The sequence below is a fragment of the Aquiflexum gelatinilyticum genome (assembly GCF_024741135.1).
Taxonomy (GTDB): Bacteria; Bacteroidota; Bacteroidia; order Cytophagales; family Cyclobacteriaceae; genus Cognataquiflexum; species Cognataquiflexum gelatinilyticum.
Genome location: NZ_JANSUY010000003.1, coordinates 79,483 through 102,501, shown reverse-complemented (window position 1 = coordinate 102,501; position 23,019 = coordinate 79,483). Strand labels below are relative to the sequence as shown.

At 41.3% G+C, this 23,019-nt stretch carries 16 protein-coding genes; 10 read left to right on the top strand and 6 right to left on the bottom strand.

Annotation, left to right across the window (positions count from 1 at the left end; all coding sequences use genetic code 11):
* Positions 1 to 98: 98 nt before the first annotated feature.
* The 5 genes from NU887_RS06480 to NU887_RS06460 all read left to right on the top strand — a co-directional run bounded on the left by NU887_RS06480 (position 99) and on the right by NU887_RS06460 (position 8,413).
* A complete protein-coding gene (locus tag NU887_RS06480; protein ID WP_258422557.1) occupies positions 99 to 1,187 on the top strand; it encodes a site-2 protease family protein in 1,089 nt (362 codons plus the stop codon).
* Complete coding sequence (locus tag NU887_RS06475) at positions 1,184 to 3,826, top strand: cation-translocating P-type ATPase (protein WP_258422556.1); 2,643 nt, start codon at positions 1,184 to 1,186, stop codon at positions 3,824 to 3,826. Before NU887_RS06480 ends, NU887_RS06475 begins: the two co-directional genes overlap by 4 nt.
* 61 nt (positions 3,827 to 3,887) lie before the next feature.
* A complete protein-coding gene (locus NU887_RS06470) occupies positions 3,888 to 6,026 on the top strand; it encodes a glycoside hydrolase family 97 protein (RefSeq protein WP_258422555.1) in 2,139 nt (712 codons plus the stop codon).
* Between the two features lie 345 nt (positions 6,027 to 6,371).
* Entirely contained in the window at positions 6,372 to 6,785 is a 414-nt protein-coding gene (locus NU887_RS06465) for a GxxExxY protein (RefSeq protein ID WP_258422554.1), read from the top strand.
* Between the two features lie 125 nt (positions 6,786 to 6,910).
* On the top strand, positions 6,911 to 8,413 hold the full coding sequence (locus NU887_RS06460; RefSeq protein WP_258422803.1) for a glycoside hydrolase family 32 protein: 1,503 nt from the start codon (positions 6,911 to 6,913) through the stop codon (positions 8,411 to 8,413).
* A 189-nt stretch (positions 8,414 to 8,602) separates the two neighbouring features.
* Here the strand turns inward: NU887_RS06460 and NU887_RS06455 are convergent, their stop codons facing one another.
* Positions 8,603 to 11,452, bottom strand: a complete 2,850-nt coding sequence (locus NU887_RS06455) for a PD-(D/E)XK nuclease family protein (RefSeq protein WP_258422553.1) — start codon at positions 11,450 to 11,452, stop codon at positions 8,603 to 8,605.
* Positions 11,453 to 11,608: 156 nt separating this feature from the next.
* Here NU887_RS06455 and NU887_RS06450 point away from each other — a divergent pair, with 156 nt between their 5' ends.
* Positions 11,609 to 11,818, top strand: coding sequence for a hypothetical protein (locus tag NU887_RS06450; protein WP_258422552.1), 210 nt, complete (start codon positions 11,609 to 11,611; stop codon positions 11,816 to 11,818).
* Positions 11,815 to 12,135: a type II toxin-antitoxin system RelE/ParE family toxin gene (locus NU887_RS06445; protein ID WP_258422551.1), complete on the top strand. Its 321-nt coding sequence runs from the start codon at positions 11,815 to 11,817 to the stop codon at positions 12,133 to 12,135. Before NU887_RS06450 ends, NU887_RS06445 begins: the two co-directional genes overlap by 4 nt.
* A gap of 28 nt (positions 12,136 to 12,163) precedes the next feature.
* Here the strand turns inward: NU887_RS06445 and NU887_RS06440 are convergent, their stop codons facing one another.
* Entirely contained in the window at positions 12,164 to 15,385 is a 3,222-nt protein-coding gene (locus NU887_RS06440; protein ID WP_258422550.1) for a UvrD-helicase domain-containing protein, read from the bottom strand.
* Between the two features lie 364 nt (positions 15,386 to 15,749).
* Between NU887_RS06440 and NU887_RS06435 the strand changes: the two genes are divergently transcribed.
* Both NU887_RS06435 and NU887_RS06430 read left to right on the top strand, forming a co-directional pair.
* Positions 15,750 to 16,070, top strand: a complete 321-nt coding sequence (locus NU887_RS06435; protein WP_258422549.1) for a hypothetical protein — start codon at positions 15,750 to 15,752, stop codon at positions 16,068 to 16,070.
* Complete coding sequence (locus NU887_RS06430) at positions 16,060 to 16,386, top strand: hypothetical protein (protein ID WP_258422548.1); 327 nt, start codon at positions 16,060 to 16,062, stop codon at positions 16,384 to 16,386. Before NU887_RS06435 ends, NU887_RS06430 begins: the two co-directional genes overlap by 11 nt.
* A gap of 138 nt (positions 16,387 to 16,524) precedes the next feature.
* On the opposite strand, the gene NU887_RS06425 is transcribed toward NU887_RS06430, so the two are convergent.
* Positions 16,525 to 19,470 (bottom strand): FAD-binding and (Fe-S)-binding domain-containing protein, encoded by a 2,946-nt coding sequence (locus NU887_RS06425; protein WP_258422547.1) that lies wholly within the window; start codon positions 19,468 to 19,470, stop codon positions 16,525 to 16,527.
* A 165-nt stretch (positions 19,471 to 19,635) separates the two neighbouring features.
* Between NU887_RS06425 and NU887_RS06420 the strand changes: the two genes are divergently transcribed.
* Positions 19,636 to 19,899, top strand: coding sequence for a hypothetical protein (locus NU887_RS06420; protein ID WP_258422546.1), 264 nt, complete (start codon positions 19,636 to 19,638; stop codon positions 19,897 to 19,899).
* Between the two features lie 468 nt (positions 19,900 to 20,367).
* On the opposite strand, the gene NU887_RS06415 is transcribed toward NU887_RS06420, so the two are convergent.
* From NU887_RS06415 to NU887_RS06405, 3 genes are all read right to left on the bottom strand, one after another.
* Complete coding sequence (locus NU887_RS06415) at positions 20,368 to 20,871, bottom strand: hypothetical protein (RefSeq protein ID WP_258422545.1); 504 nt, start codon at positions 20,869 to 20,871, stop codon at positions 20,368 to 20,370.
* A 152-nt stretch (positions 20,872 to 21,023) separates the two neighbouring features.
* On the bottom strand, positions 21,024 to 22,130 hold the full coding sequence (locus NU887_RS06410) for a Gfo/Idh/MocA family protein (RefSeq protein ID WP_258422544.1): 1,107 nt from the start codon (positions 22,128 to 22,130) through the stop codon (positions 21,024 to 21,026).
* A gap of 150 nt (positions 22,131 to 22,280) precedes the next feature.
* Positions 22,281 to 22,817, bottom strand: a complete 537-nt coding sequence (locus NU887_RS06405; RefSeq protein WP_258422543.1) for a dihydrofolate reductase family protein — start codon at positions 22,815 to 22,817, stop codon at positions 22,281 to 22,283.
* Positions 22,818 to 23,019 lie beyond the last annotated feature (202 nt).

The following is a 23,019-nucleotide window of genomic DNA, read 5'->3' as shown; positions in this document are numbered from 1 at the left end:
ATATCAGCAATTTTGAGATTTCTGATTATTTTCTTTGTAGGGTACACCGATAAAATGGCTTAAATTCGGATTCAACCATACACTTTAACTTGATTCTTATGAAATTATCCTTGTCTTTGGGAAGTTACAAAAATGTAAAGGTTTATATCCATTGGACTTTTTCACTTTTGCTACTTTGGATTATCATCTCTAATTCACGTCAGGGAATGCCAGGGATGGACATTCTGTGGATCATTATCTTTGTTTTGGCTCTTTTTGCCTGTGTTGTTTTTCATGAATTTGGGCATGCTTTGGCCGCCCAGAAATACGGAATCCAGACCAAGGACATCGTCTTGTATCCTATCGGTGGTGTTGCCAGGCTGGAAAAATTACCCGAAGAACCCAAGCAGGAACTTTGGGTCGCTATATCAGGCCCTTTGGTGAATATTGGGATATTCTTGATTTTATCTCTTGTCCTGAATTTTACCGGATTTGATATAACCAATCTGGAACAGCTCGAAAGTATCAAAATCGGCCCAAGCACCATCGTCCTTTACCTTGCTTCTGCAAATTTGATCCTGGCACTTTTCAATCTCATTCCTGCATTTCCTATGGATGGAGGAAGGATTTTGAGGGCATTTTTAGCGATCCGTATGCCAAGGGCAAAAGCGACCAAAATCGCAGGGAGTATCGGTCAGTTTTTGGCTATTTTCTTAATTTTCTTTGGCCTTTTCAATAACCCCATTTTGGTTCTGATCGGGGTGTTTATTTTCCTTGGTGCAGGAGCTGAGGTCAGCCATACCCAACAGGAAAGTTTGCTCAAGGGATTTAAAGTAAAAGATGCGATAATGATGAAATTCCAGATTCTCGGTTTTGACGCACCTCTTTCTAAGGCGGTTGAGAAATTACTCAATTCCCAGGCAACGCATTTTGTGGTGGTCAAAGACGATGTGGCGGTAGGAACATTGAGCAGAAATGAAATCATCAAGGGATTGCAGGAGGGTGGAGAAAACCTGTTGATTGAAAAAGTTGCTGATATGAATCCTATGAAAGTGGAAACTGAAGAAGACTTAGATGAGGCTTGGAAAAGGATGCTCACAGAAAGTAGGAAAGTTGCTTTTGTAATAGAAAACGGTCATTTTCTCGGGATATTGGACCAGGAAAATATCAGTGAATTTGTCATGGTGAAGACGGCTATCCAAAAATGATTTCATTGCCTGCATATCCCCACAGCATTGAAGCCAAAGAGCTCCTGCGACAGCTGGGAAGCAGGGAGGACGGGATTTCAGGTAAAGAATCGCAAAAAAGATTACAGGAGTTTGGGCCCAATGAAATTCCTGATGCGGGTAGAAAACCCATCTGGAAAATTGTATTGAAGCAGTTCAACAACCTGATGGTTTACATCCTTTTGGCGGCAGCTTTGATCTCATTTTTTACAAAGCATTACGTTGATGTTTACGTCATCCTTGCGATAATCATCATCAATGCCATTATTGGATTTGTTCAGGAATACAAAGCGGAAGGGGCGCTGATTGCACTCAAGAACCTGCTCGTCCCACAATGCAAAGTAATCCGAAACGGAGAGTTGCAGACCGTCAATTCCAGGGAATTGGTACCGGGGGACATAATTGCTTTGGAAGAGGGAGATAATATCCCAGCAGATGCGCGGGTTATTTATGCCAAAAATGCAAGGACATCAGAAGCTTCACTGACGGGAGAATCGGTACCTGTCAGCAAAACCTCAGATACCCTTTTTGGTGAAATTCCTTTGGCCGAAAAATCAAATATGGTGTGGAAAGGCACTTTTTTGGCAGGAGGATCAATCAAAGCCGTGGTAACTGGCACAGGTTTAAAGACCCAAATTGGTGAAATCGCCACCAGCATCCTGCAGATAGAACCCAAAAAGACCAATTTCCAAAACAAAACTGATAAGCTCGCCCGTCAGATGGCCCTCATAGCCATAGCGAGTGCGGTAGTGCTATTTGTGGTAGCCTACTTTTTTAATGATTTTGAGATCAACGAGATTTTGTTGATTTCCATCGCGGCACTTGTATCCGCCATTCCGGAAGGACTCCCTGCAGTCCTTTCCATCGTCATGGCAGTGGGATCACATCGGATGTCAAAAAACAATGCGATCATCCGGGAAATCACAGCAACAGAAAGCCTCGGATCTGTCAGCACGATCGTCACCGACAAGACAGGGACACTCACCCAAAACACCATGACCATCAAAAAGGTATGGGTTCCCAATGCCAAAGAGGTGGACGTACTTGGTGAAGGATGGGACAGTGAGGGGGAATTATCTGGGCAAAAAGAAGACATCGAAGCCATCGATTTATTGCTAGAGATAGCCTCCCATTGTCACAATTCGGCCATACAAGAAGATGACAAAGGCATGTTGGTCGTAACAGGTGACCCGACAGAGGCGGCCTTTTTGGTGTTGGGAAACAAAGCGGGGAAATCCAAAGACCATACCATCCTTGAGGATGTGGCCTTTAACTCCGACATCAAATACCGCTCGACTTTGGTGGAAAAAGGAGAAAAAAAAATCAGGTTTTATATCGGGGCGCCAGAATCCATATTGGAGATCTGTACCTCACTTAAACTGAGTGACGGGGAAACAAAAACCCTTGATGAGCCTGAAAAATCCATCATAAATGAAAAAATTTCTTCTTGGTCCAAGGAAAGCCTGCGGGTATTGGCCCTTGCCATTAAGGAAGAACACACCGGTCCCCAATCAGACCAAAACCTGGAATTCATTGGGTTGGCAGGGATGATGGACCCTCCCCGCCCGGGAGTATATGAAGCCGTCAAATCCTGCCATTTGGCAGGTATTCGGGTAATCATGGCCACGGGAGACCATGCTGACACCGCTTTGGCGATTGGTAAATCTGTTGGCATTGTAAAAGAAGGACGAGAAAAGGTCTATACCGACTCCGATCTTTCAAAAATGTCAAAGGAAACCTTTGACCTTGCTGTCCAAGAATCCGATGTATTCTGCAGGCTTACCCCTGTGATGAAACTCAACATCGCTAAATCCCTTCAGAACCAGGGTGAACTGATTGCCATGACAGGTGACGGGGTAAATGACGCCCCCGCATTAAAGCAGGCCAACATCGGAATTTCGATGGGGATTTTGGGCACTGATGTGGCCAAAGATGCCTCAATGATGGTCTTGGCTGATGATAATTTTGCTACCATCGTCAAGGCTATTGAGCAAGGGAGAATTGTCTTCAATAATGCTAGAAGAACCTCATTCTTTTTGATTTCTACCAATTTTGCGGAAATATTGATCTTGATATTGGCAGTTTCATTTGGACTGCCCATGCCCCTAACAGCTACTCAGATTCTTTGGATCAATCTGGTAACAGACGGCTTTTGCGACAAGGCTTTGGCTGCCGAACAAGGAAAAGGAAACGAGCTCCAATCTCCACCCATTGATCCCAAAGAGAATATTCTGAACAAATCAGTCTACCCTTTTTTGATCATCAACACCATTCTAATGACCGGAATTTCTTTGACAGCTTATCTCTATTACCTCCCGGAAAGCCTAGAAAAAGCCAGAACCATAGTATTTATAACCATGGCCTTCAGTCAACTTTTTAATGTGCTCAATATGCGGAACCTTGAAGGTTCAACTTTCAAAATCGGGCTTTTCAGCAATAAATGGGTGAATTATACACTCTTGATTTCTATTTTACTTCAGATCATAATTATTGAGATTCCTTCTATGGCTACTTTATTTAAATTTATTCCGATCACATTCTGGGAATTCATCTTTTGGGCGGGCATTACTTCTCTGGTATTTTGGATCACCGAAGTTTTCAAATATTTTAGGTTCAAATAAAAACTAGCCCTAATTTGTGTGACCAATCTCAGCTACATCAACAATCATTGACATCAATCCCATGAGAAAATCAATCTTTCTATCCCTTCTATTGAGTTTTTGGACTATCCTACTTTGGGCTCAGACTTTGCAATCCCCAGATGGTAACCTAAAATTAAACTTCGAACTGATCGAAGGCCATCCTACATACCAACTGACTTTCAAAGGAAAGGAAGTCATCAAGCCAAGCAAATTGGGTTTGGAGCTGAAAAACAAGCCTTCTCTTACAGATGGTTTCAGCCTGAAAGATTCCAAACTAGACTCCAAAAATGAAACCTGGACTCCAGTCTGGGGAGAGGAAAAAGAGATCCGAAACCATTACAATGAGTTGGCTGTAACCCTAACGCAGCCAGAAACAAGCAGGACCTTGGTCATCAGGTTCCGTCTGTATGATGATGGTCTGGGATTCCGATATGAATTCCCTTCCCAGCCTAATCTTGCGCATTTCGCGATCAAGGAAGAAAAAACCCAGTTTGCAATGGCAGGAGACCATACTGCTTTTTGGATTGCTGGAGATTATGATACGCAAGAATACGACTACACCGAATCCAAACTATCTGAAATCAGGCCTTTGATGGCATCTGCTGTTACAGCCAATTTAGCGCAAAAGCCCTTTTCCCCTACAGGAATACAGACATCGCTGATGATGAAAACGGATGATGGTCTCTATATAAACCTTCACGAGGCGGCGTTGATCGATTACTCGACCATGCACCTCAACCTCGATGATAAAAATATGGTTTTCGAATCCTGGCTGACACCCGATGTATTGGGGGACAAAGGCTATCTGCAGACCCCAAGCCATTCGCCATGGAGAACCATTATCGTAAGCGACGACGCAAGAAAAATCCTCGCATCAAGGATGACCTACAACCTCAACGAACCTTCCAAAATAGAAGACACTTCTTGGATCAAACCCATGAAATATGTTGGTGTTTGGTGGGAAATGATCACCGGAAAAAGTTCTTGGGCGTATACAGACGAGTTTCCTGCAGTGAGAATCGGAGAAACTGATTTCTCCAAAGCGAAGCCAAACGGCAAGCATGGTGCAACGACTGCCAATGTCAAAAAATATATCGATTTCGCGGCCAAACATGGTTTTGATGGCGTTTTGGTGGAAGGATGGAATGTTGGCTGGGAAGATTGGTTTGGCAATTCCAAAGATTTTGTATTTGATTTCCTCACGCCCTATCCTGATTTTGACCTGGTGGGAATCCGAGATTATGCCAAGAGCAAAGGCGTAGAAATGGTCATGCACCACGAAACGTCTTCTTCTGTCAGGAACTACGAAAGGTTCATGGATGAGGCCTACAAATTCATGAAGGACAATGGCTACAATGCCGTGAAAAGCGGCTATGTGGGTTTTATACTTCCCCGAGGAGAGAATCACTACAGTCAGTGGATTGTCAACCACTACCAATATGCTTTGGAAAAAGCGGCTGACTACAAAATCATGGTGAATGCCCACGAGGCTGTTCGTCCGACGGGAATCGGCCGAACCTATCCTAACCTGATCGGCAATGAATCGGCCAGGGGAACAGAATACCAGGCATTTGGCGGTTCCAAACCAAACCATGTGACTGTCCTTCCATTTACAAGATTGATTGGAGGACCGATGGACTATACTCCGGGGATTTTTGAAATGGATATCAGCAAAATCAATCCACAGAATAACTCATGGGTCAACAGTACTTTGGCCAACCAACTTGCACTTTATGTGACAATGTACAGCCCGCTTCAGATGGCTGCTGACTTACCGGAAAATTACGACAGGTTTCCCGATGCATTCCAGTTTATCAAAGATGTAGCTTTGGATTGGGATGAAAGCAGGTACCTGGAAGCAGAACCCGGATACTACCTTACGATTGCAAGGAAAGAAAAAGGGGCTTCGAATTGGTTTGTCGGAAACGTGAACGGAACGAGTGAGAGGGTTTCCAACATCAATTTTGACTTCTTGGATGCAGGCAAAACCTACATTGCGACCATTTATTCAGATGCAAAAGACGCTCACTACCGAAACAATCCCCAAGCCTACAACATCAGAAAAGAGGTCGTCACCTTCAAATCCAAGCTTTCCCAAATGAGCGCTCCCGGCGGTGGCTATGCCATCAGCATCAAGGAAGCAAGTAAAGAAGAAATAAAGGGGCTGAAAAAGCTTTAAATATTATAACCACAAAGAAACAAAGTACACAAATTTGAATAAGGTCCTTTGTCTCTTTGTGGTTCTTTTTTTTACACAAAAACCAGATGAAATTCGTTTCAAAAAATAACTATACTATTTTTAATCTTTAAATAAACTCTCCTGCTTTGATAGCAATAAATTTAACAACCATAAAGAAACAAAGGATACAAAGTTGAATCAGGTCCTTTGTATTTTTTTGTGTCTTTGTGGTTCATTAATTATTGTCAAATTAATCAATCAATATTTTATTCTTAAACTAGTATTTTTTTTATTTAAGGCTTTATTTGTAGTTTTTAATTAAACTATTAAATCCAGTTTTGTTTTATGAAAGTAACGAAGACTTACCTTAACAATCTCACTTACAAAATCAACGGGGCGGCAATTGAGGTTCATAAACATTTGGGGCCAGGTCTCTTGGAAAGTGTTTACCATAAATGCTTGGCGCATGAGCTTGAATTGAGAGGAATTCAATTTATTTCTGAAATGTCAGTTCCTGTTAATTACAAAGGTTTAGAAATAAGGACTGATTTTAGGTGTGATTTTTTCATAGAAAATATTATAACAGTCGAGCTAAAAGCAGTTGAAAAAATACCCAACATTGATGAGGCAAGGCTTTTAAATTATATGAAACTTCTTAAATCCCCTAAGGGAATAATGTTCAATTTCAATGTGATAAACCTTTTTCAAGAGGGACAAAAAACTTATGTGAACAGTTTCTTCGCAGACTTACCAGAATAAATTCTCCTTTTGTTTAACACAAGGCATTTTGAAATTTTTTATTCAAACTCCACATTTTGTTATTAGATTGAATTCAATTTCTGTTCTAAAAAATATCATTTGACTTCCCTGCTTACGAAACCATGATGACTAAAAATATTCTCAGATCAACCCTGTTCCTATTTATGATTTTTTCTTGTGGTCCAAAAGGGTCAGAAATTCAAGAGTCCGAAAGGGGAAACAACGAACCTCACCGACCACAATATCACTTTACGCCTACCGACAACTGGATGAATGATCCAAATGGCATGGTGTATCTCGATGGGGAATACCATCTGTTTTACCAATATTATCCAGACAGTACCGTTTGGGGGCCGATGCATTGGGGACATGCGATTTCCACTGATTTGGTTCATTGGGAGCACCTTCCTGTGGCCATCGAACCCGATTCTTTGGGATATATTTTCTCAGGTTCGGCAGTGATCGACCACGACAACACAAGTGGTTTGGGAACCAAAGAAAATCCCGCCATGGTAGCCATTTATACCTACCATGATCCTGTGGGAGAAAAAGAAAAAAGAATCGATTTCCAGACTCAAGGGATAGCATACAGCACAGATAAAGGCAGAACCTGGACAAAATACGCCGCGAATCCTGTGTTGAAAAATCCGGGAATCAAAGACTTCAGAGATCCAAAAGTGTCATGGGTAGAAAGAGAAGATGGTTCTGGCAAATGGGTCATGTCCTTGGCGGTCTTGGACAGGATCAGTTTTTATTCTTCTCCAAATCTATTGGACTGGACATTGGAAAGTTCCTTCAACCCGGATTGGGCGGCTTATGGAGGCGTTTGGGAATGCCCTGATTTATTCCAATTGAAAGCATCAGACGGAACTGAAAAGTGGGTTCTGTTTGTCAGCATCAATCCCGGAGGTCCAAACGGCGGCTCCGCAACCCAATATTTTATTGGAGACTTTGATGGAAAAAACTTCTCAGCAGAACATGAAGATGTCAAATGGTTGGACTTTGGTGCGGACAATTACGCTGGGGTCACCTGGTCCAATGTACCGGAACAAGACGGTAGAAAACTTTTTATTGGTTGGATGAGCAATTGGGATTATGCCCAAGTCGTACCAACCCACCCTTGGCGATCGGCGACAACTTTGCCTAGAAGTCTAGAATTGGTTAAATCTGGAGATGGCTTTCTAGTAGCCTCAAGGCCTGCTGCAGAATTACAAGCCTTAAGAAAATCCACTATTGAAATCACAGAAAAATCCATAGCATTGGAAGAAGAATTGGTGGAATTAGAATTGACACCGACCGTCGGAAGTAATTTTGAGATTGAACTTTCAAACGAAAAAGGAGAAAAAGTCATTTTTAAAAAGTCAGATGACAATTTGGTTTTTGACAGAACAGCTTCAGGTTTGGTAGATTTCGAAGCAAGATTTGCCAAAATCCATACCGCTCCGCTTAATGGTTTGGAAGTAAAATCCCTCAAAATATACATCGACCGCTCGTCTGTTGAGATTTTTGTCAATGATGGCGAAATGGTCATGACGGAATTGGTTTTTCCGACTGAGCCTTACAGTAGATTAAAACTTACAAGCTTTGAAAATCCTGGATCCATGCATTATCTCAAGTCAATTTGGTAATCAAAAAAGCCTATCGCCTTTGGCAATGTCTCCACTGCCAAATTTTTACAAAATCTTGGGGATACACCAATGAAGGCACAGACTGGGCGAGCTTTTCGCATTTGGCAGTGTTTCCACTGCCAAATTCACTTAAAGAATGTCCGTGAAGACACGGACATTGGCGGCAGAAAAGTTTCATTAATTCAATACTTACCTTCCACAAATACCTGAATAGGGGCAATACACGCATTTTTTCAAGTCATCAGTCTGAGAAAAAGGAACTTCAGGATCATACATTTCTTCAAGCATTTTCCTCAAACCTGATTCATATTCGACTGCATATTCTATGTAGTCCTGTACTTCAGATTTTTGTTCTTTGTTTTTGAGGTATGGATTGAAATCTTCTTTGAAAATCTCCTTGAAATTAAATAGCGCAGGTTTCAGAGGATTGGAATTTTCAGGATGCATGGCCTGATAAAGCAATCCATAATACATGGTCTGCATGGCTGCTTTGTTCCTGTTTTTATCATCCCGATCAAAAAGACTTGCCACATTGGTAAAATCCTTTTTGTCACCACCCGATTTGTAATCAATCAATCTAATAGTACCCTCTTTCTCATCCACCCTATCGATAAATCCTTTGAGACTGATCTTTTTGATTCCGGTTCCAGTGTTGATTTCAAATTGGGCTTTGTGGGCTTTTTCCATAGATACCAGGCGGAAAGGCGCATCTTTTTCATCAATCTCCAGCAAACGTACCATGTATTTTTGCATCACATCCCGGACAATAGCCATTTGTCCACTGAGTTTGGTATCGGCATTTTCCTCCAAGTGATAAAACTTCCTCACCCCCAATTCGATCGATGGAAAGACCCAATTTTTCCTCAAATCCTCGAAATCTCCTTTTTCAAGAACATCCCGATTTTTCCTTTTCCTAAATCCATCATAGAGAAATTCCATGCTGTAATGGGCAATATTTCCAAAAACCGCCGCATCGATTTCCTCCTTCACCTCATCTTTTTCCTGAATGTTGGCGAGGTATTGCAGGTAAAACTTAAGTCTGCAATCCAGATACACACTCAAAGCAGAAGGTGAAAATGAAGTCTGGGAAAAACCTTCGGTAGTAACCACATACCTCTCCAGCAAATTGAGCACTTCGGGGTTTTTGTGAATGGAAATGGCATCTGTATTTTTCAAGTCAATGGGTACATAGATGATTTCTTCCTTCATCTCAATTCCCATCTCCACCATCATCTGTTGGATATACCGGCTCTTTTCACCGGCCTTGCCCTGATCGGAAGCAGTGGTATAGATCATATGAACTTCCTCCGCACTGTGCAAAAGCCTGTAAAAAGTATAGGCATAAATGGCATCATTCTGTTCCTGAACAGGCAGACCAAACGCCTTTCGGATATTAAAAGGAATCATGGAATTGAGCCCGGCTGAAGGAGGAAAACTGTCCTCGTTCATATTACAAATAATCACACGGCGAAAGTCCAGGTTCCTCGATTCCAACACACCCATGACCTGCAATCCCTGCAACGGTTCCCCTTCAAATGGCAATTTCACCTCACGGAATACCTGTCTGAACAATCGGATAAAAAACTCGCGGCCTACAGTCGTCGATTCCTGTTTTTCAAAAATTTCCCTTAACCTGTTCAACTGCTTGAAGCATTGGTATAGGTACGAGCGCTGCAATGGTTCATCGGTCAATCTCTCCGCAAGCTGTTCCATCAGGACAGAGAGATATGGAAATAGGGTTTCACTTTTGAGTTGCTGAAAGATAAGCTGGAACAAAGTGCCTCCTTGATGGAGCGAATACTCAGGAATATAGATTTGATTTTTCTCCTGCATGTCTGCCAAAGTCTTTGCTACAAAAGACTCATTTTCAGCTTTGAGGTAAATCGAAGACAGCAGGTTTTTGACAGGCTGATGGTAAAATAAAACCTTGCCTTCCTCGACTTTGATAAAGCGCTGCATTTCCAAAACAGCCTCCAGAAAAGCATACACAGGGGCATTTTTGACGGGATAGCCCATTGTCACATTGACCTTGTCGATTTGACCGGGCAAGGTGTGTAAAATTGGAAACAGCATCTGCTCATCCGGCAAAATCACCACGGTCTCCTCCCAATTTTCATCCTGTCCTCCTTTTTCTAAAATAGACCCAACCAAATTCGCCTGATTGGTTTTGAGTGGAGTGGCATAGGTATGTATTTTGGCTTTCCTGTTTTGGATATGGGTGGGAATTTCCTTTGGAAATGTCGGTCCAAAGATTTTGTCTTTTTGATATTCCCTAAAGAAAAGTCCCGCTTCCTGATTGGCATCATCCAAGTAATACCCATCGATATCCCAAAAAATCCTGGCATCAAACTCAGAAATGAAATGCTTGATCAATTTCTCTTCCGTACCTGTAAATGCATTGAAACCGATGAAAATAAATTGCTTTTCGGGCTTTGAAATCTCTTCCAATGACTGTGCTACTTTCCGGTATAATTTTCCTGAATAAGCCAATCCTGAAACTTCCAGAGAAGCCTGATAAGCTTGATACAATGGACTGAGCATTTGCCAAAACTTCAGAAATTTTTCCTGATGGCTTCTGTCTTGCCTTTCAAATGAATTCCAGAATTGACGGATCAATTCAATCTGGTTGTTGCTCAAAAAGCTGAGGTCAGATTCCAGTTCCTTGATTTCTGATAGATGGAGATAGAGTTTTTTGGCATCAGCCATAAACTGATCCAAGTCATTGAAGTCTTTGAGGATCATTTCTCCCCAAAAATAAAACCTGTCAAAAGTCTCCGGTTCAGGATGGAGGCTTTGGTAAACTTTATAAAGCTCAAATATCAGAGTCAAATCGTCAGAAGGCCGCTGCCCGGCATATTGGTAAAAAACATCCTCAATCGTCTTTACCTCCGGCATCCAGGTCGGCTTCTCTATCAATGCTCCCAAATGTTGTGTAAAGAACAATCCAGCCCGTCGATTGGGCAAAACGATCACCAGATTTTGGAGTTCCTGATATTCTTGAAGAATGGAAGCTGCTGTATTTCTTAAAAAACTATGCATGAAAGAAAGTTAAGTACTCCTACAAAAGAAACGGATTTAAAGGAAGGTAAAAAATCAATGACAGTAGATGTCAAGAATTAATTCCTCCTGCATTATTGCGGAAATTTTCAGTCAAGATTTATATCTTTATCACAGGTATATCTAAAAAAGTGTGAAATGAAACAAGTAACCATTAATATCCCGGAGAATATGTATGGATTTTTTATGGAATTGATCCAAAAACTTGGACTTGAAAAAGTGGAAAATGAAATTGTAGATATCCCTGATTGGCAAAAAAGAGAAGTTATAAGCCGGATGGAGTCAACCTCTCCTGAAGAATATTTGACTTGGGAAGAAATCGAAAACCGATTAGAAAATGGTTTATGATCAAATCTTACACAGTAATATTCAACCCACAGGTTTACGACGATATCAAAGATTCACTAGCCCATTATAGGAAAGAAACAAAAAGTGAAATTCTAGGCCAAAGATTTCTTAAAGCTGTCAGGACAAACATCAAAAAACTAAACAAAAACCCGCTGAATTATCAAATTAGATATAGAGATATCCGATTTTTGGAAATTGTTCCTTTTCCACATCTTGCACATTTCAGAGTAGATGAAGAAAATAAAATTGTCAGGGTTGAGGCCATTATTCACCCAGTTCAAGATCCAAATAAATGGCATTCCAAAACTTCTCTCTGATTTTCTGATTTGGACCTAGGGAATAATTTCAAACTACCTCTACCACTTTTCCTGATTCCAAATAACATATAAATCCTCTGACCGGCTTTGCTGCCAGTTTAGCTACCAAGTCCATGTACTCGTGAACCTGCTTTTCATACTTTTCATAGGCTTCCCCTGTCTTAAAATCCACGATGAGAGCCTCGTTATCTTTGAGAATAATCCTGTCCGGCCGCTTTTGCTTTCCTCCCGGAAGGAGGATTCCCTGTTCGGCCAATAAAACGCCTTCTGTATCAAACCAAGAAGCAAAAAGCGGATTAGCAAACAATCCCTTAAGTTGGCTTTCTACCTGAAGACGCTCCTCTTCTGAAATTCTTCCTTCGTAGTAAAAGGCTTGCAGGATAGATTGGCATTCGGCCAATGTCCCGGATTTCTCCAAAATCTCATGAACCAACAAACCGAAATTCTGCTTTTTCCGCTGTGCCATTCCTTCTGCAGAAAAATCAACGGCATACTGTTTCACCTTCAGGAGTTCAGACCAATTTTGGTATGCCCACCGGAGTTGTGGCATATTATTCTCCTTCTTTTTCTTGGTTTCCATTTTTGGCCAAGCTCCGTAATCAAAGACCTTGGTTTCAGGATCGAAATATTCGGAAAGACTCAATTCTCCGGTGCGATCCAAAGATCCGCTAAGTATTTGTTGCAGGTGGATTTCAAGGTTATTTTCAGAAGATTTACTGTTGATTTCTTTAAAAGGCACCAAACCCCAAATCACTTCCTCTGCCCTTGTCAAAGCCACATAAATCATATTCAGACTGTCCAGATACGCCAAAGTAGCCTCCTCAGAATAGGTTTCATTGAAATCTGATTTGGCCAATTTGCCATTCAAAGTCAAAGGAATGATAGCTGATAAATTCCTTTCAGAATCCTGAAAAGGTGACCAAACCACATTGCCCTTTCTGGTATCAAAAATTTCCCATTTCAAAAATGGCATAAGCACCACTTTGAACTGTAACCCCTTAGATTTGTGGATGGTAAGTATCCTCATGGCATTATGTCCTTCGGGGATTTTGACAGTCCGCTTTTCCTTGTTTTCTTCCCACCACTCCAAAAATCCTGATAAATCGGCTCGGTTGTTGGCAGTAAAATCATAGACCGCTTCTTTGAAACCCGATATGTAAGCCTTCTCCAAGCCATTTTCTTGAAGCTCCAATTCCCCTATCAACTCCTCCACTGCCTCCATCAAAGGCAACTGCAAAAGAATTGTCTCCTTTTTTTTGAATGACTTTTCCTTTTTGACCAAGTAATCGGGGGTTTTCTCCAAAGCAAACAAGTCATGGTTGACCGGTTCGTTTTTCAGAACGGAATAATAGTACCACATCGTCTTGAACTGTACCTTATCTTCCGGTTCATGCAAGTAATTCAATCCCGCAACCAAGGCTTTGACTGAAGCCGACTTCTGTAGGTACATGGACTCATCCGAGAGTACATCAAAGCTGTAAGGAAGTACGAGATTGTCTGCTCCAAAGGCCATCAAAGTATCTGCGATCGCCACTCCCTGATCTTTCGTTCTGACCAAAAAAGCAATATCACGAAGCTGATACCCCTTGTCCTGTAACTCCATCACGATTCTTGGAAGTCGGGAAAGTGCCTGTGCGTCAAATTTTCCCTCTTCCTCACTTTCCTTGACATCGATAAATTCAAATCGAACTTTTCCTTTCGATTCCAGATTGGCTTTTCGGTCAGAGACCTTTTGGTGCACATCATGGTATGCCCGGGAAATAATCCCTGCATCGCTTGCACTATAGACTCTTTCCACTACCTCTTCAAAAACCTTGGGAAGCTGCTTGAAAAGTGCATTGTTGAAGTTGATAATATTGGGAAGGCTCCTAAAATTGGTGTCCAAGTTTTCGTTTCTGACCCTTTGGGCGCCGATTTCAGATTCGACTTGCTCAAGCAAAAGCTTCATCTCCCCTCCTCTCCAACGGTAAATCGACTGCTTGACGTCTCCTACAAGCAGGTTGGTATTTCCTTGGGAAAGTGAGTTTTCAAGTAATGGTTTGAAACTTGCCCATTGAAACCCTGAGGTGTCCTGAAATTCGTCAATCAGGTAGTTCCTGTATTGGTTGCCCACTTTTTCATAGATAAAAGGAGCATCGTTTTCCTTGGTGATTTCTTTCAAAAACTCATTTGCATCGGAAATTAACAGGATGCTTTCCTCGTCTTTGAGAAGGGTCAGTTCTTCAAGGAGGTTTCTAAAAATCCCAAAAACAAAAATATTCTTGGATATTGCCTCTAAAGTATTCCATTTGGTCAATAGGGTATCAAACTGAGAAAGGATCAGGTTCAATCCCTGATGATAAGCACTTTCGATCCGCTCCATATTCGGATCTTTTTTCTTATACCAACTTTCAGGATTGTCGATTTTGTCCACCTGCGTCGGGCTGAGTTCGGGAACAGGATGGTAACGGTCGCCCAAAAGATCAAACTTTTTAGCAAAAGAAAGGGTCGCTCCGGAAAAATCAGTCCATTCCAAACCATTGTTGATTCGGATCTGATTGGCTTCTTCCTTGAGTTGACGTGTGACCTTGATGAGTTCTGCTTTCCTTTCGCGAACAAAAGCATTCAGGTTTTTGATGTTTTCTTTTTCCTTCAAAAATTCCCTGATCTTATTCCCATATTTCTTGAAATCTTCCTGAAAAATCTGCTTTCCAAGTTCTTTTATATTTTTTCGGATATCCCAGGATTTGCCGTTTTGGATTTGCTCGACAGCATAATCTACGAGCCATTTGTGCAAAAACTCATCATCCATCACCTTTGCTACCACTCGGTCTACCACGCGGTCAAGAACTGCATCCTGATCCATTTCAACCTCAAACTTTGCATTGAGATCCATTTCCCTGGCAAATGAGCGGACTACCTTTTGAAAAAAACTATCGATCGTACTGACAGAAAACCTCCCATAATCGTGCAGTATGGCAGTAAGGACTTGAGCAGCACGGGATTTCAATTCTTCCTCACTGATTTTCAAACCGTCCAATAATTCCTGATCCATTTTCTGGTCAGTTTGAATGGAATGTTTCAGCCTTTTCAATTCCTTGATGATTCTCTCCTTCATTTCGGCAGTTGCCTTATTGGTAAAAGTCACCGCCAAGATGGATTTGAAATTATCAGGAAATTTTAAGGCCAATTTGAGGTATTCCATAGTAAGGGTGTATGTCTTACCAGAACCTGCTGAGGATTTGTAAATGATAAAGTTTCTGTCTTCCATTTTCAAAAATCAAGATAGACAAAACAAGTAGAAATACGGAGGATAAAAAAACGATTGACGGAGAATGTCAATCTAAAATTTTTGCTTTTATCCTATTTCTAAAAAAATAATTTCAGGTTTATTTTGAGCCAAAGTGACCGTCTAAAGACAAAAATATACAATTCACCATATCCGAGTTTGAGCAAAAATCCAATTGAACTATAATTATTGATCTATACAACTTAAAAAAAATATTGAACAACCTTTATTTTTGGTTCTTTTATGAAAAAAAGAAAGATAAAATAATAATATTTATTTTATAAACATTATTTTTTTACTATTCTTATTGTCAAAATTCAAAAAAAAAAAATGTTAATAAAACAATATGAAAATTGAAATCAGCATAAAAGATGAAAAAGCAGATTTTTTCCTTGAAGTGCTCAGCAACTTTAAGTATGTCAAAATTCTGCATCCAAAAACCCCTCCCCCAAAAAAAATATGGGATGGTAATGCAACATCCCCTCAAGTAGAGGAGAAACTATATAAGTATGAAAGGGTAAGACCTCCTAGAGCTCCTTTACCTGTAAAAGAACCAAAAGTCATCATACTCCCTGAGAACCTTTCTGAGGCCGTCAGTCAAATCAAGGAACATCTTGAAGGTAAAATCAAACTTAAACCTGCTAAAGACTTATTGAATGAACTTTAACATCCTTTGCACGGATAACTTTAAAAAAGAGCTCAAAAACTTAATTAAAGAACATCCTTCCTTCAGCCACGACTTTAAATTATTATTGGAAAGATTAGAGGAAAACCCTGACACCGGAACTCCGCTTGGAAACCAGTTTTTCAAGATAAAATTGGCTTACAGGTCTATGGGGAGGCAAAGCCGGGAAAAGCCAAATCTACAGGTCTACTTTTGCATCAGGCAAAATAATGTGTACCTGATAGCAGCATATAACAAAAATCAGCCAACTGAATTTCCAGAAAAAGAACTCATCGAGACTTTAAAATCAATCAAGTAAGGCAATAGTATTCATTTTTTAACCGGAGTTTTATACTCTGAAAAAAACCGTAAACACAATTTCAGCTTTAACAGACTCCGGGACAATGTCTTGAATAGCCATTGTCCCGGTTATGTTTTATACAAAATAATCTATTTCTTATTTTAAGGCCTCCCACATTACTTCGACTGGATGTTTGGCTTTCCTGCCTGTGCCATCTGCTATCTGATGACGGCAGGATGTTCCCGGTGCAACAATTAGTGTTGTCTCTTCAGCCTTCCTTACAGCCGGAAACAAGACCATCTCCCCAATCTGCATGCTGATGTCATAATGCTCGGACTCATAGCCAAATGACCCTGCCATCCCGCAGCAACCTGAAGGAATGGTTTCGACACTGAAGTTTCTTGGTAAGGAAAGCATCTTCTGCGTCCAAGTCATGGAAGACAAGGCTTTTTGATGACAATGCCCGTGAAGCTTGATTTTTTTGGTTTCTTCAGTAAAGGATTCTGATTTGATGTTTCCTGCAGCAATTTCCTTTCCGATAAATTCCTCTATGGTTTGGGTGTGGAACTTCAGTTTCTTTGCCCCTTCGACCAAATCTTTTCCTACGATCCTTGGATACTCATCCCTAAAACTCAAAATAGCAGAAGGTTCAATTCCAACCAGAGGATGATCTCCATCGATAATATCCTGAAAAACCCTCACATTGGCTTCTGCATGTTTCTTTGCCTTTTCGAGTAGACCCTTGGACAAAGCAGAACGGCCGCTTTCCTCGTGGTCCACTACCTTCACCTCATAACCCAACTTCTTGAACAATTTGATCGCCGTGATTCCAATTTGGGTATCGTTATGGTTGGTAAATTCATCTATAAACAGGTACAAAGATTTGATCACAGGTGTTTTTCCGGGAAGTTTGTTGTAATTATTCTTATACCATTTTCTCAAACTTACCTTACTGATTTCAGGCAAATTCCTTTTTGGAGCAACTCCCAATACCGATTTCATCAATCCTCCTGTAATTCCGTTAGACAAAGTAAAATTGGCTAAACCGGGAAGGATTGCCGCCAATCCATTCAGTTCATTGATATGGGCAAAGGCTTTGGAGCGCAAAGGAACTCCGTGGGTTTTTTGGTATTGATAAAGAAATTCCGCTTTCATCGAGGCCATGTCAACATTGGATGGACATTCGGCAGTACATCCTTTGCAGGAAAGACAGAGGTCCAAGGCCTCCTTGATCTCCGGATGGTCAAAGGCATTTTCTTTTTTGTCCAAAGTCAAAAACTCACGTAAAGTATTTGCACGGCCACGGGTAGTATCTTTTTCGTTTCTTGTAGCCTGATAACTTGGACACATCGTGCCACCCGATGCCGGCAGTTTGCGGCAGTCACCTGAACCGTTACATTTTTCCGCCAACCTCAAAATGCCCCCTGCTGCACTGAAATCCATCAGGGTGTGTTGCTCCGGAGTCACCATTTCGGCTTCATACCTCAATGAAGTATTCATCGGTGCTGTGTCCACAATCTTGCCGGGATTGAATATATTATCAGGATCCCATGTGTATTTTACCCTGCGGAGCAATTGGTAATTTTCCTCACCCACCATCATCGGTATAAATGGCGCACGGACACGGCCGTCTCCATGTTCGCCACTGAGGGAACCATTGTATTTTTTGACCAACTTGGCAGAAGCCTCGGAAATCCTGTAAAACTCCTCCTGATCGGCCTTTTTCTTCAAATCCAAAATCGGGCGCATGTGGATTTCCCCTGCACCGGCGTGGGCATAGTGAACGGGATTTTGGTTGAATCCCTTGAGGATTTCATCCAATTCATCAATATAATCCGCCAAATCATCGATGTCTACCGCGGTATCTTCAATACATGCCACGGCTTTTGGGTCGCCGGGAATATTCGCCAAAAGCCCTAAACCTGCACTACGCAAAGCCCAGGCGGACTTGGTCAGGTCAGGCCCGATCACTGGATAGGCATATCCCAAACCAGCAGCTTTCAGGTCAGCAATCAGTTTGTCTCCTTTCTCCCTTGCTTCAACTTCAGTTTTTCCAGTGAATTCAATCATCAGCAATGCCATCGGATCGCCTTCAACGAAATAGCGGTTTTTGCTGTATTCAATGCTTTCTTTGGTACAATCCAAAATGATTTTGTCCATCAGCTCCACAGCAGTCGCAGGATGCTTCATCGCCACTTGCGCGGCTTTCATGCTTTGGTGGATGGATTCAAAATGCGCGGCCACCACGATTTCCAATGGATCAGGAACAGGGTCTAAGAGAATTTTGATCTCTGTGGTAAAGGCCAATGTTCCTTCCGAACCGGCCAATAGCTTGCAGAAATTGAACTTTCCTCCACCTTCGGTAAATATTTCGGACTCCAAAAGAACATCTACTGCATAGCCTGTATTGCGGCGGTGAATGGTTTTCTTTGGAAATTGTTCTTCAATGTTTTTTTGGTTTTCCGGATTGGAAAGTTCCTGTCTGACCTGACGGTAAAGCTGTCCTTCCAAAGTTTCATAATGGCACTTGGCTTCAAATTCAGCTTGGGATAATTCGCCAAAAACCACCTGCGAACCATCACTCAAAAAAACTTTCAACTCAATAACCTTATCCCTCGTGGTCCCATAGACGATCGAAGTCGTCCCGCAGGAATTGTTCCCCACCATCCCGCCGATCATGGCACGATTTGCAGTGGAAGTAATCGGACTGAAAAACAATCCGTGTGGTTTCAAAAATTGGTTGAGTTCGTCCCGGACTACTCCAGGCTGCACGCGAACCCATTTTTCTTCTTTGTTGAATTCCAGGATTTTGGTAAAGTTTCTTGCCACATCCACCACGATACCATTACCGACACATTGTCCTGCGAGTGAAGTTCCCGCTGTCCTTGGGATCAGGGAAGTTTTGTTTTGACTAGCGAAAAGGATCAGTTTTTGGATGTCGGATTCTGATTTTGGGAAGGCGACAGCCAAAGGAATCTCCCGATATACGGAAGCATCCGTGGCATAAAGAGTTTTGGTAAGAGAGTCAAATTTAAGTTCCCCTTCTAATTGGGTAGCCAAATTCTCCAATAAAGGCAATAGGTTAGGTTTGGTCAAAGTCATGGTTCAAAAATAAATAAAAGAAAATGCTTCGCGATATTGATTTTGAAATTAAGGTGAAATAGAATCTTTGAAATGGAATGGATATTTTATTGATACTAAATGGATATTACTATTGAGGGTCTGGATTTTCTTTTTAAATTGAAATTAGGAATTAAAAAACGAATTATGTCAGGCGGAACATCGGTTTTAAACATGCTCTCCTCTTTGAAAAACAACCGGAACATCAAGTCCGGAAGAAGTAAATTGGGAGACAATCCTTATAGTTCAAAATCTATCGAGGCTGAAAAGAGAAATTCAACCTATACCAAAGAATTGATCGACCACCGATTTGAGAGAAAAGATTCTGCAATCAGGTTGACCAAATGGGTTTATGTGGCTTTGGGATTTGTGATTATGGGTTGCTTGGCTTATTTTCTAATTACTAATTAACAAAAATTTATGGGTGCGGAAGGGATGATGTCACAGATGAATCAATCGATTCAGGACAATAAGAACCTCAGAAAAGGCCGCAAGAAAATGGCTGAAAATCCCTATGCAACTCAAGATGTAAGTCTGGAAAAAAGAAACCCCACGCTCTACCTGGAATCCAGGGCACATAGATTTTGGAGAAGGTCGGTTTCCAAAATGATTACCAGGCTTTATTACCTTATTTTAGGACTAATCGTTTTATGTTTTTTGGCTTACTATTTTTTTATGCAATAAAAATCAATTTGAACCCACATTTGCAAAATGATACGATTTGATACGATTTGATACAATATTGACACGAAAAAATTCATTGGTTTTCGGTCGAAAGATGAGATTCAATAAATGCTGCTATTTAGGAAAATTGGAATTACAAATTCCAAAAAATATAAAGGTGTAATTACAAATTACACCTAGCCCTAACATCAAACGTTAATCCAGACCCTGAGGGGAGTGTTTATGATTTACTATTTTTTGTCGGCCAGATACAATTAGTTCATCCATTGAAACGGGATCAAAGTTGTCAGCCATTACAAAAAACTTGGCTGTAACTGTGTTGTTTATTCCGTAGTCCTTGTCAATATTAAAAGTTTGTCCAGGCTCTGCTTTGCTTAGTTTGTCAGCAATGATTTTTCTTAATTTTTTCAAGTCAGCAATTGTCCCACCTATAGCGTTGTCAGTAATTATTGCTTGGTCGTCAAGCGTAATAATTTTTAAATACATATATGGTCCGTAATGGTCGTGTTCAAAAACTATGTCCCGACTTGGGCTGTTCGTATAATCGTCAAGAAGTTTTACGAAATTCTGAAGTCCGCTTTTGCTACCGTAAAATCTCCATTGGTTTACGCCAAGTCTCTCGTCAAGGTCGTAGTAGAAACCAAGCTGTCGCCACTCGTCAATCATCATTTGGTCTATGTCAATTTTCTTGTCCGTCATTGTCGTAATGTTGGTCGTCTAAGGTTACCGCTAACATCTTTCTTTGTCCAACAGTAAGAGAAAGCATTCCAATTCAGGATGCTTTCCCAAACATTGAGGTAAGAAATCCAATAAAACTAAAAGAATTTTTTCAATCTAACCTCTCAAAACCCCTATTTCCCCAAAAATACCGTCTCCCCTTTTTCCGTTGACTTCCTAGCTGCATCGAGGATTTCTGCGACAATCATGTTATTGTTCAGAGAATAAAGGTTGTAGTCTTCCACTTTGATTTTGCCCCGGATCACATCTGCGAAATAGGAAAAAGGATCTACATACACCCCGACTTCCTCGGGCTGAACTTCGAAGGTTTTTTCCTCAGGAATGTCCCAAATCCGTGTCCGCATCTTTGACCTGTTTTCGCTGATTACCTGACCGGTCTTTCCATAAACTTCCATGTCCTTCCTGTCAAAAGGCCAATTCCAAGAAGCTTGGATAATCGCCTGTGCATCTCCATAATCCAAAATGATTGTCGCCTCATCATCCACTTTGGGATAAATGTCCGGTTTGTAGGTGTTGGTAATGGCTGTGACGGAAATAGGCTTACGCCCTTCCATCAGGTAAGTCATGATATTGGCACCATAGCAACCAAAATCAATCAGTGCTCCTCCGCCATTTTGAACCGGGTCTGTCAACCAATCCAGAAATTCCTTCCCCACTCCGATTTCTTTGGGACCCCGGTGTCCATGATGGAAAACAGCTTTGCGGATCGGCCCAAAAGCTTCCTTATCCTGAAGCAATTGATAGGTCTTCTCGGTGCTTGCATACCAGGAAGTCTCAAAGTTGGTGAGGAGGTGGATTCCGTGTTTTTTGGCCAAAGCTTCCATTTTCTTGGCTTGGTCGAGAGAGTATGTCAGCGGCTTTTCTACCATGACATGAATCCCTCGAGGAGCGGCGAGTTCCACGGCTTCCAAATGGGCATAAATGGAACCAAAAGCCAAAACCGCTTCCGGCTTTGTAGCATCAAGCATCGCTTTGGCATCGGTAAAAAACAGTTTTTGATCCAAGTTGTAGCGCTTGGCATAGCTTGCAGCAAGGGCTGCATCCAGTTCGTAGATCCCCACCAATTCCACATCAGTCTTGTCTTTTCTATTGAAAATCCAGGGCGAATGTCCGTGAGAAAGTCCCATCATCGCCATGCGAACTGGTTTACTGCTTTGCTGTGCAAATGAGTATTGAAAAAAAAAGGAACAAATGAAAAGAAAAAGGAGGAGGTTTTTCATGGTTTGACTTGGGTTGGAGTATGGAATATACAAGATGGGAATTTTCATTTATCTAATGTAGAAAAAAGGCTAGCAGACAAAGTAATTCCTTTTCAGATCACCTTTCCACCAATTGAAGTGAATGAATTAAACGCTAATCCTTTACGCTTTTCAGGCATTTTCCTTTTTCACCTCATACCACAACTGAACCAAGCCCGAAGGATAGGTGATGGCTCTTTTGAATCGGAGATTTTGTTCGATATTTCCCTCCTTGAATAAGCGGATACCATCTCCAAGCAGGTGTGGAATCACGCTGACAATGACAGTATCAAACATCCGATGTTGCAGCAGTTCGAACACGATCTCTGCTCCCCCATCACAATAAATCGACTTTCCTGATTGATTTTTGAGTGTTCGGACCAAATCGACTACATCATTGTGAAAAGTGGCATGTTCTTGCTTTCCTTCTTTTGTCCTTGAAATAACAAAAACCGCTTTGTCCTGATGGGGAACACCCTGACCAAAAGAAACTACTTTGTCAAATGTCTTCCTTCCCCAAATGACTGTATCTATGCCCTGCAAAAAATCTGCATAGCCATAATCCTCATTCGGAACTTCGACCATATTCAAAAAATCAATGTTGTCGTCCTTCTTTGCAATATAGCCATCCAGGCTCATAGCGATATATAAGATGAGTTTTCGGTCCATAGGTTGGAGTTTTTCCTTATTCAAAAAAGCTAAAATAATCATTAAATCAAATTTTTGAAGTTCTCTTCATGTGTCACTTTTTGTCTTGAAACAAAAAGTAACCAATCCCGATAATCATCGGGACAAGTAATTTTAATCCTCGCCCACACTTTGCCTCGCCGGACCGGTAAAATTTCTTCCTCCCCACCGGTGTTCCAAAAAG

Coding starts and splice junctions, on each gene's coding strand:
- NU887_RS06435 (WP_258422549.1), top strand. CDS start 15,750: ATGAAAATTGAAATCAGCATAAAAGATGAAAAAGCAGATTTTTTCCTT.
- NU887_RS06410 (WP_258422544.1), bottom strand. CDS start 22,130: ATGAAAAACCTCCTCCTTTTTCTTTTCATTTGTTCCTTTTTTTTTCAA.
- NU887_RS06455 (WP_258422553.1), bottom strand. CDS start 11,452: ATGCATAGTTTTTTAAGAAATACAGCAGCTTCCATTCTTCAAGAATAT.
- NU887_RS06450 (WP_258422552.1), top strand. CDS start 11,609: ATGAAACAAGTAACCATTAATATCCCGGAGAATATGTATGGATTTTTT.
- NU887_RS06430 (WP_258422548.1), top strand. CDS start 16,060: ATGAACTTTAACATCCTTTGCACGGATAACTTTAAAAAAGAGCTCAAA.
- NU887_RS06470 (WP_258422555.1), top strand. CDS start 3,888: ATGAGAAAATCAATCTTTCTATCCCTTCTATTGAGTTTTTGGACTATC.
- NU887_RS06475 (WP_258422556.1), top strand. CDS start 1,184: ATGATTTCATTGCCTGCATATCCCCACAGCATTGAAGCCAAAGAGCTC.
- NU887_RS06460 (WP_258422803.1), top strand. CDS start 6,911: ATGACTAAAAATATTCTCAGATCAACCCTGTTCCTATTTATGATTTTT.
- NU887_RS06445 (WP_258422551.1), top strand. CDS start 11,815: ATGATCAAATCTTACACAGTAATATTCAACCCACAGGTTTACGACGAT.
- NU887_RS06440 (WP_258422550.1), bottom strand. CDS start 15,385: ATGGAAGACAGAAACTTTATCATTTACAAATCCTCAGCAGGTTCTGGT.
- NU887_RS06405 (WP_258422543.1), bottom strand. CDS start 22,817: ATGGACCGAAAACTCATCTTATATATCGCTATGAGCCTGGATGGCTAT.
- NU887_RS06420 (WP_258422546.1), top strand. CDS start 19,636: ATGTCAGGCGGAACATCGGTTTTAAACATGCTCTCCTCTTTGAAAAAC.
- NU887_RS06415 (WP_258422545.1), bottom strand. CDS start 20,871: ATGACGGACAAGAAAATTGACATAGACCAAATGATGATTGACGAGTGG.
- NU887_RS06480 (WP_258422557.1), top strand. CDS start 99: ATGAAATTATCCTTGTCTTTGGGAAGTTACAAAAATGTAAAGGTTTAT.
- NU887_RS06425 (WP_258422547.1), bottom strand. CDS start 19,470: ATGACTTTGACCAAACCTAACCTATTGCCTTTATTGGAGAATTTGGCT.
- NU887_RS06465 (WP_258422554.1), top strand. CDS start 6,372: ATGAAAGTAACGAAGACTTACCTTAACAATCTCACTTACAAAATCAAC.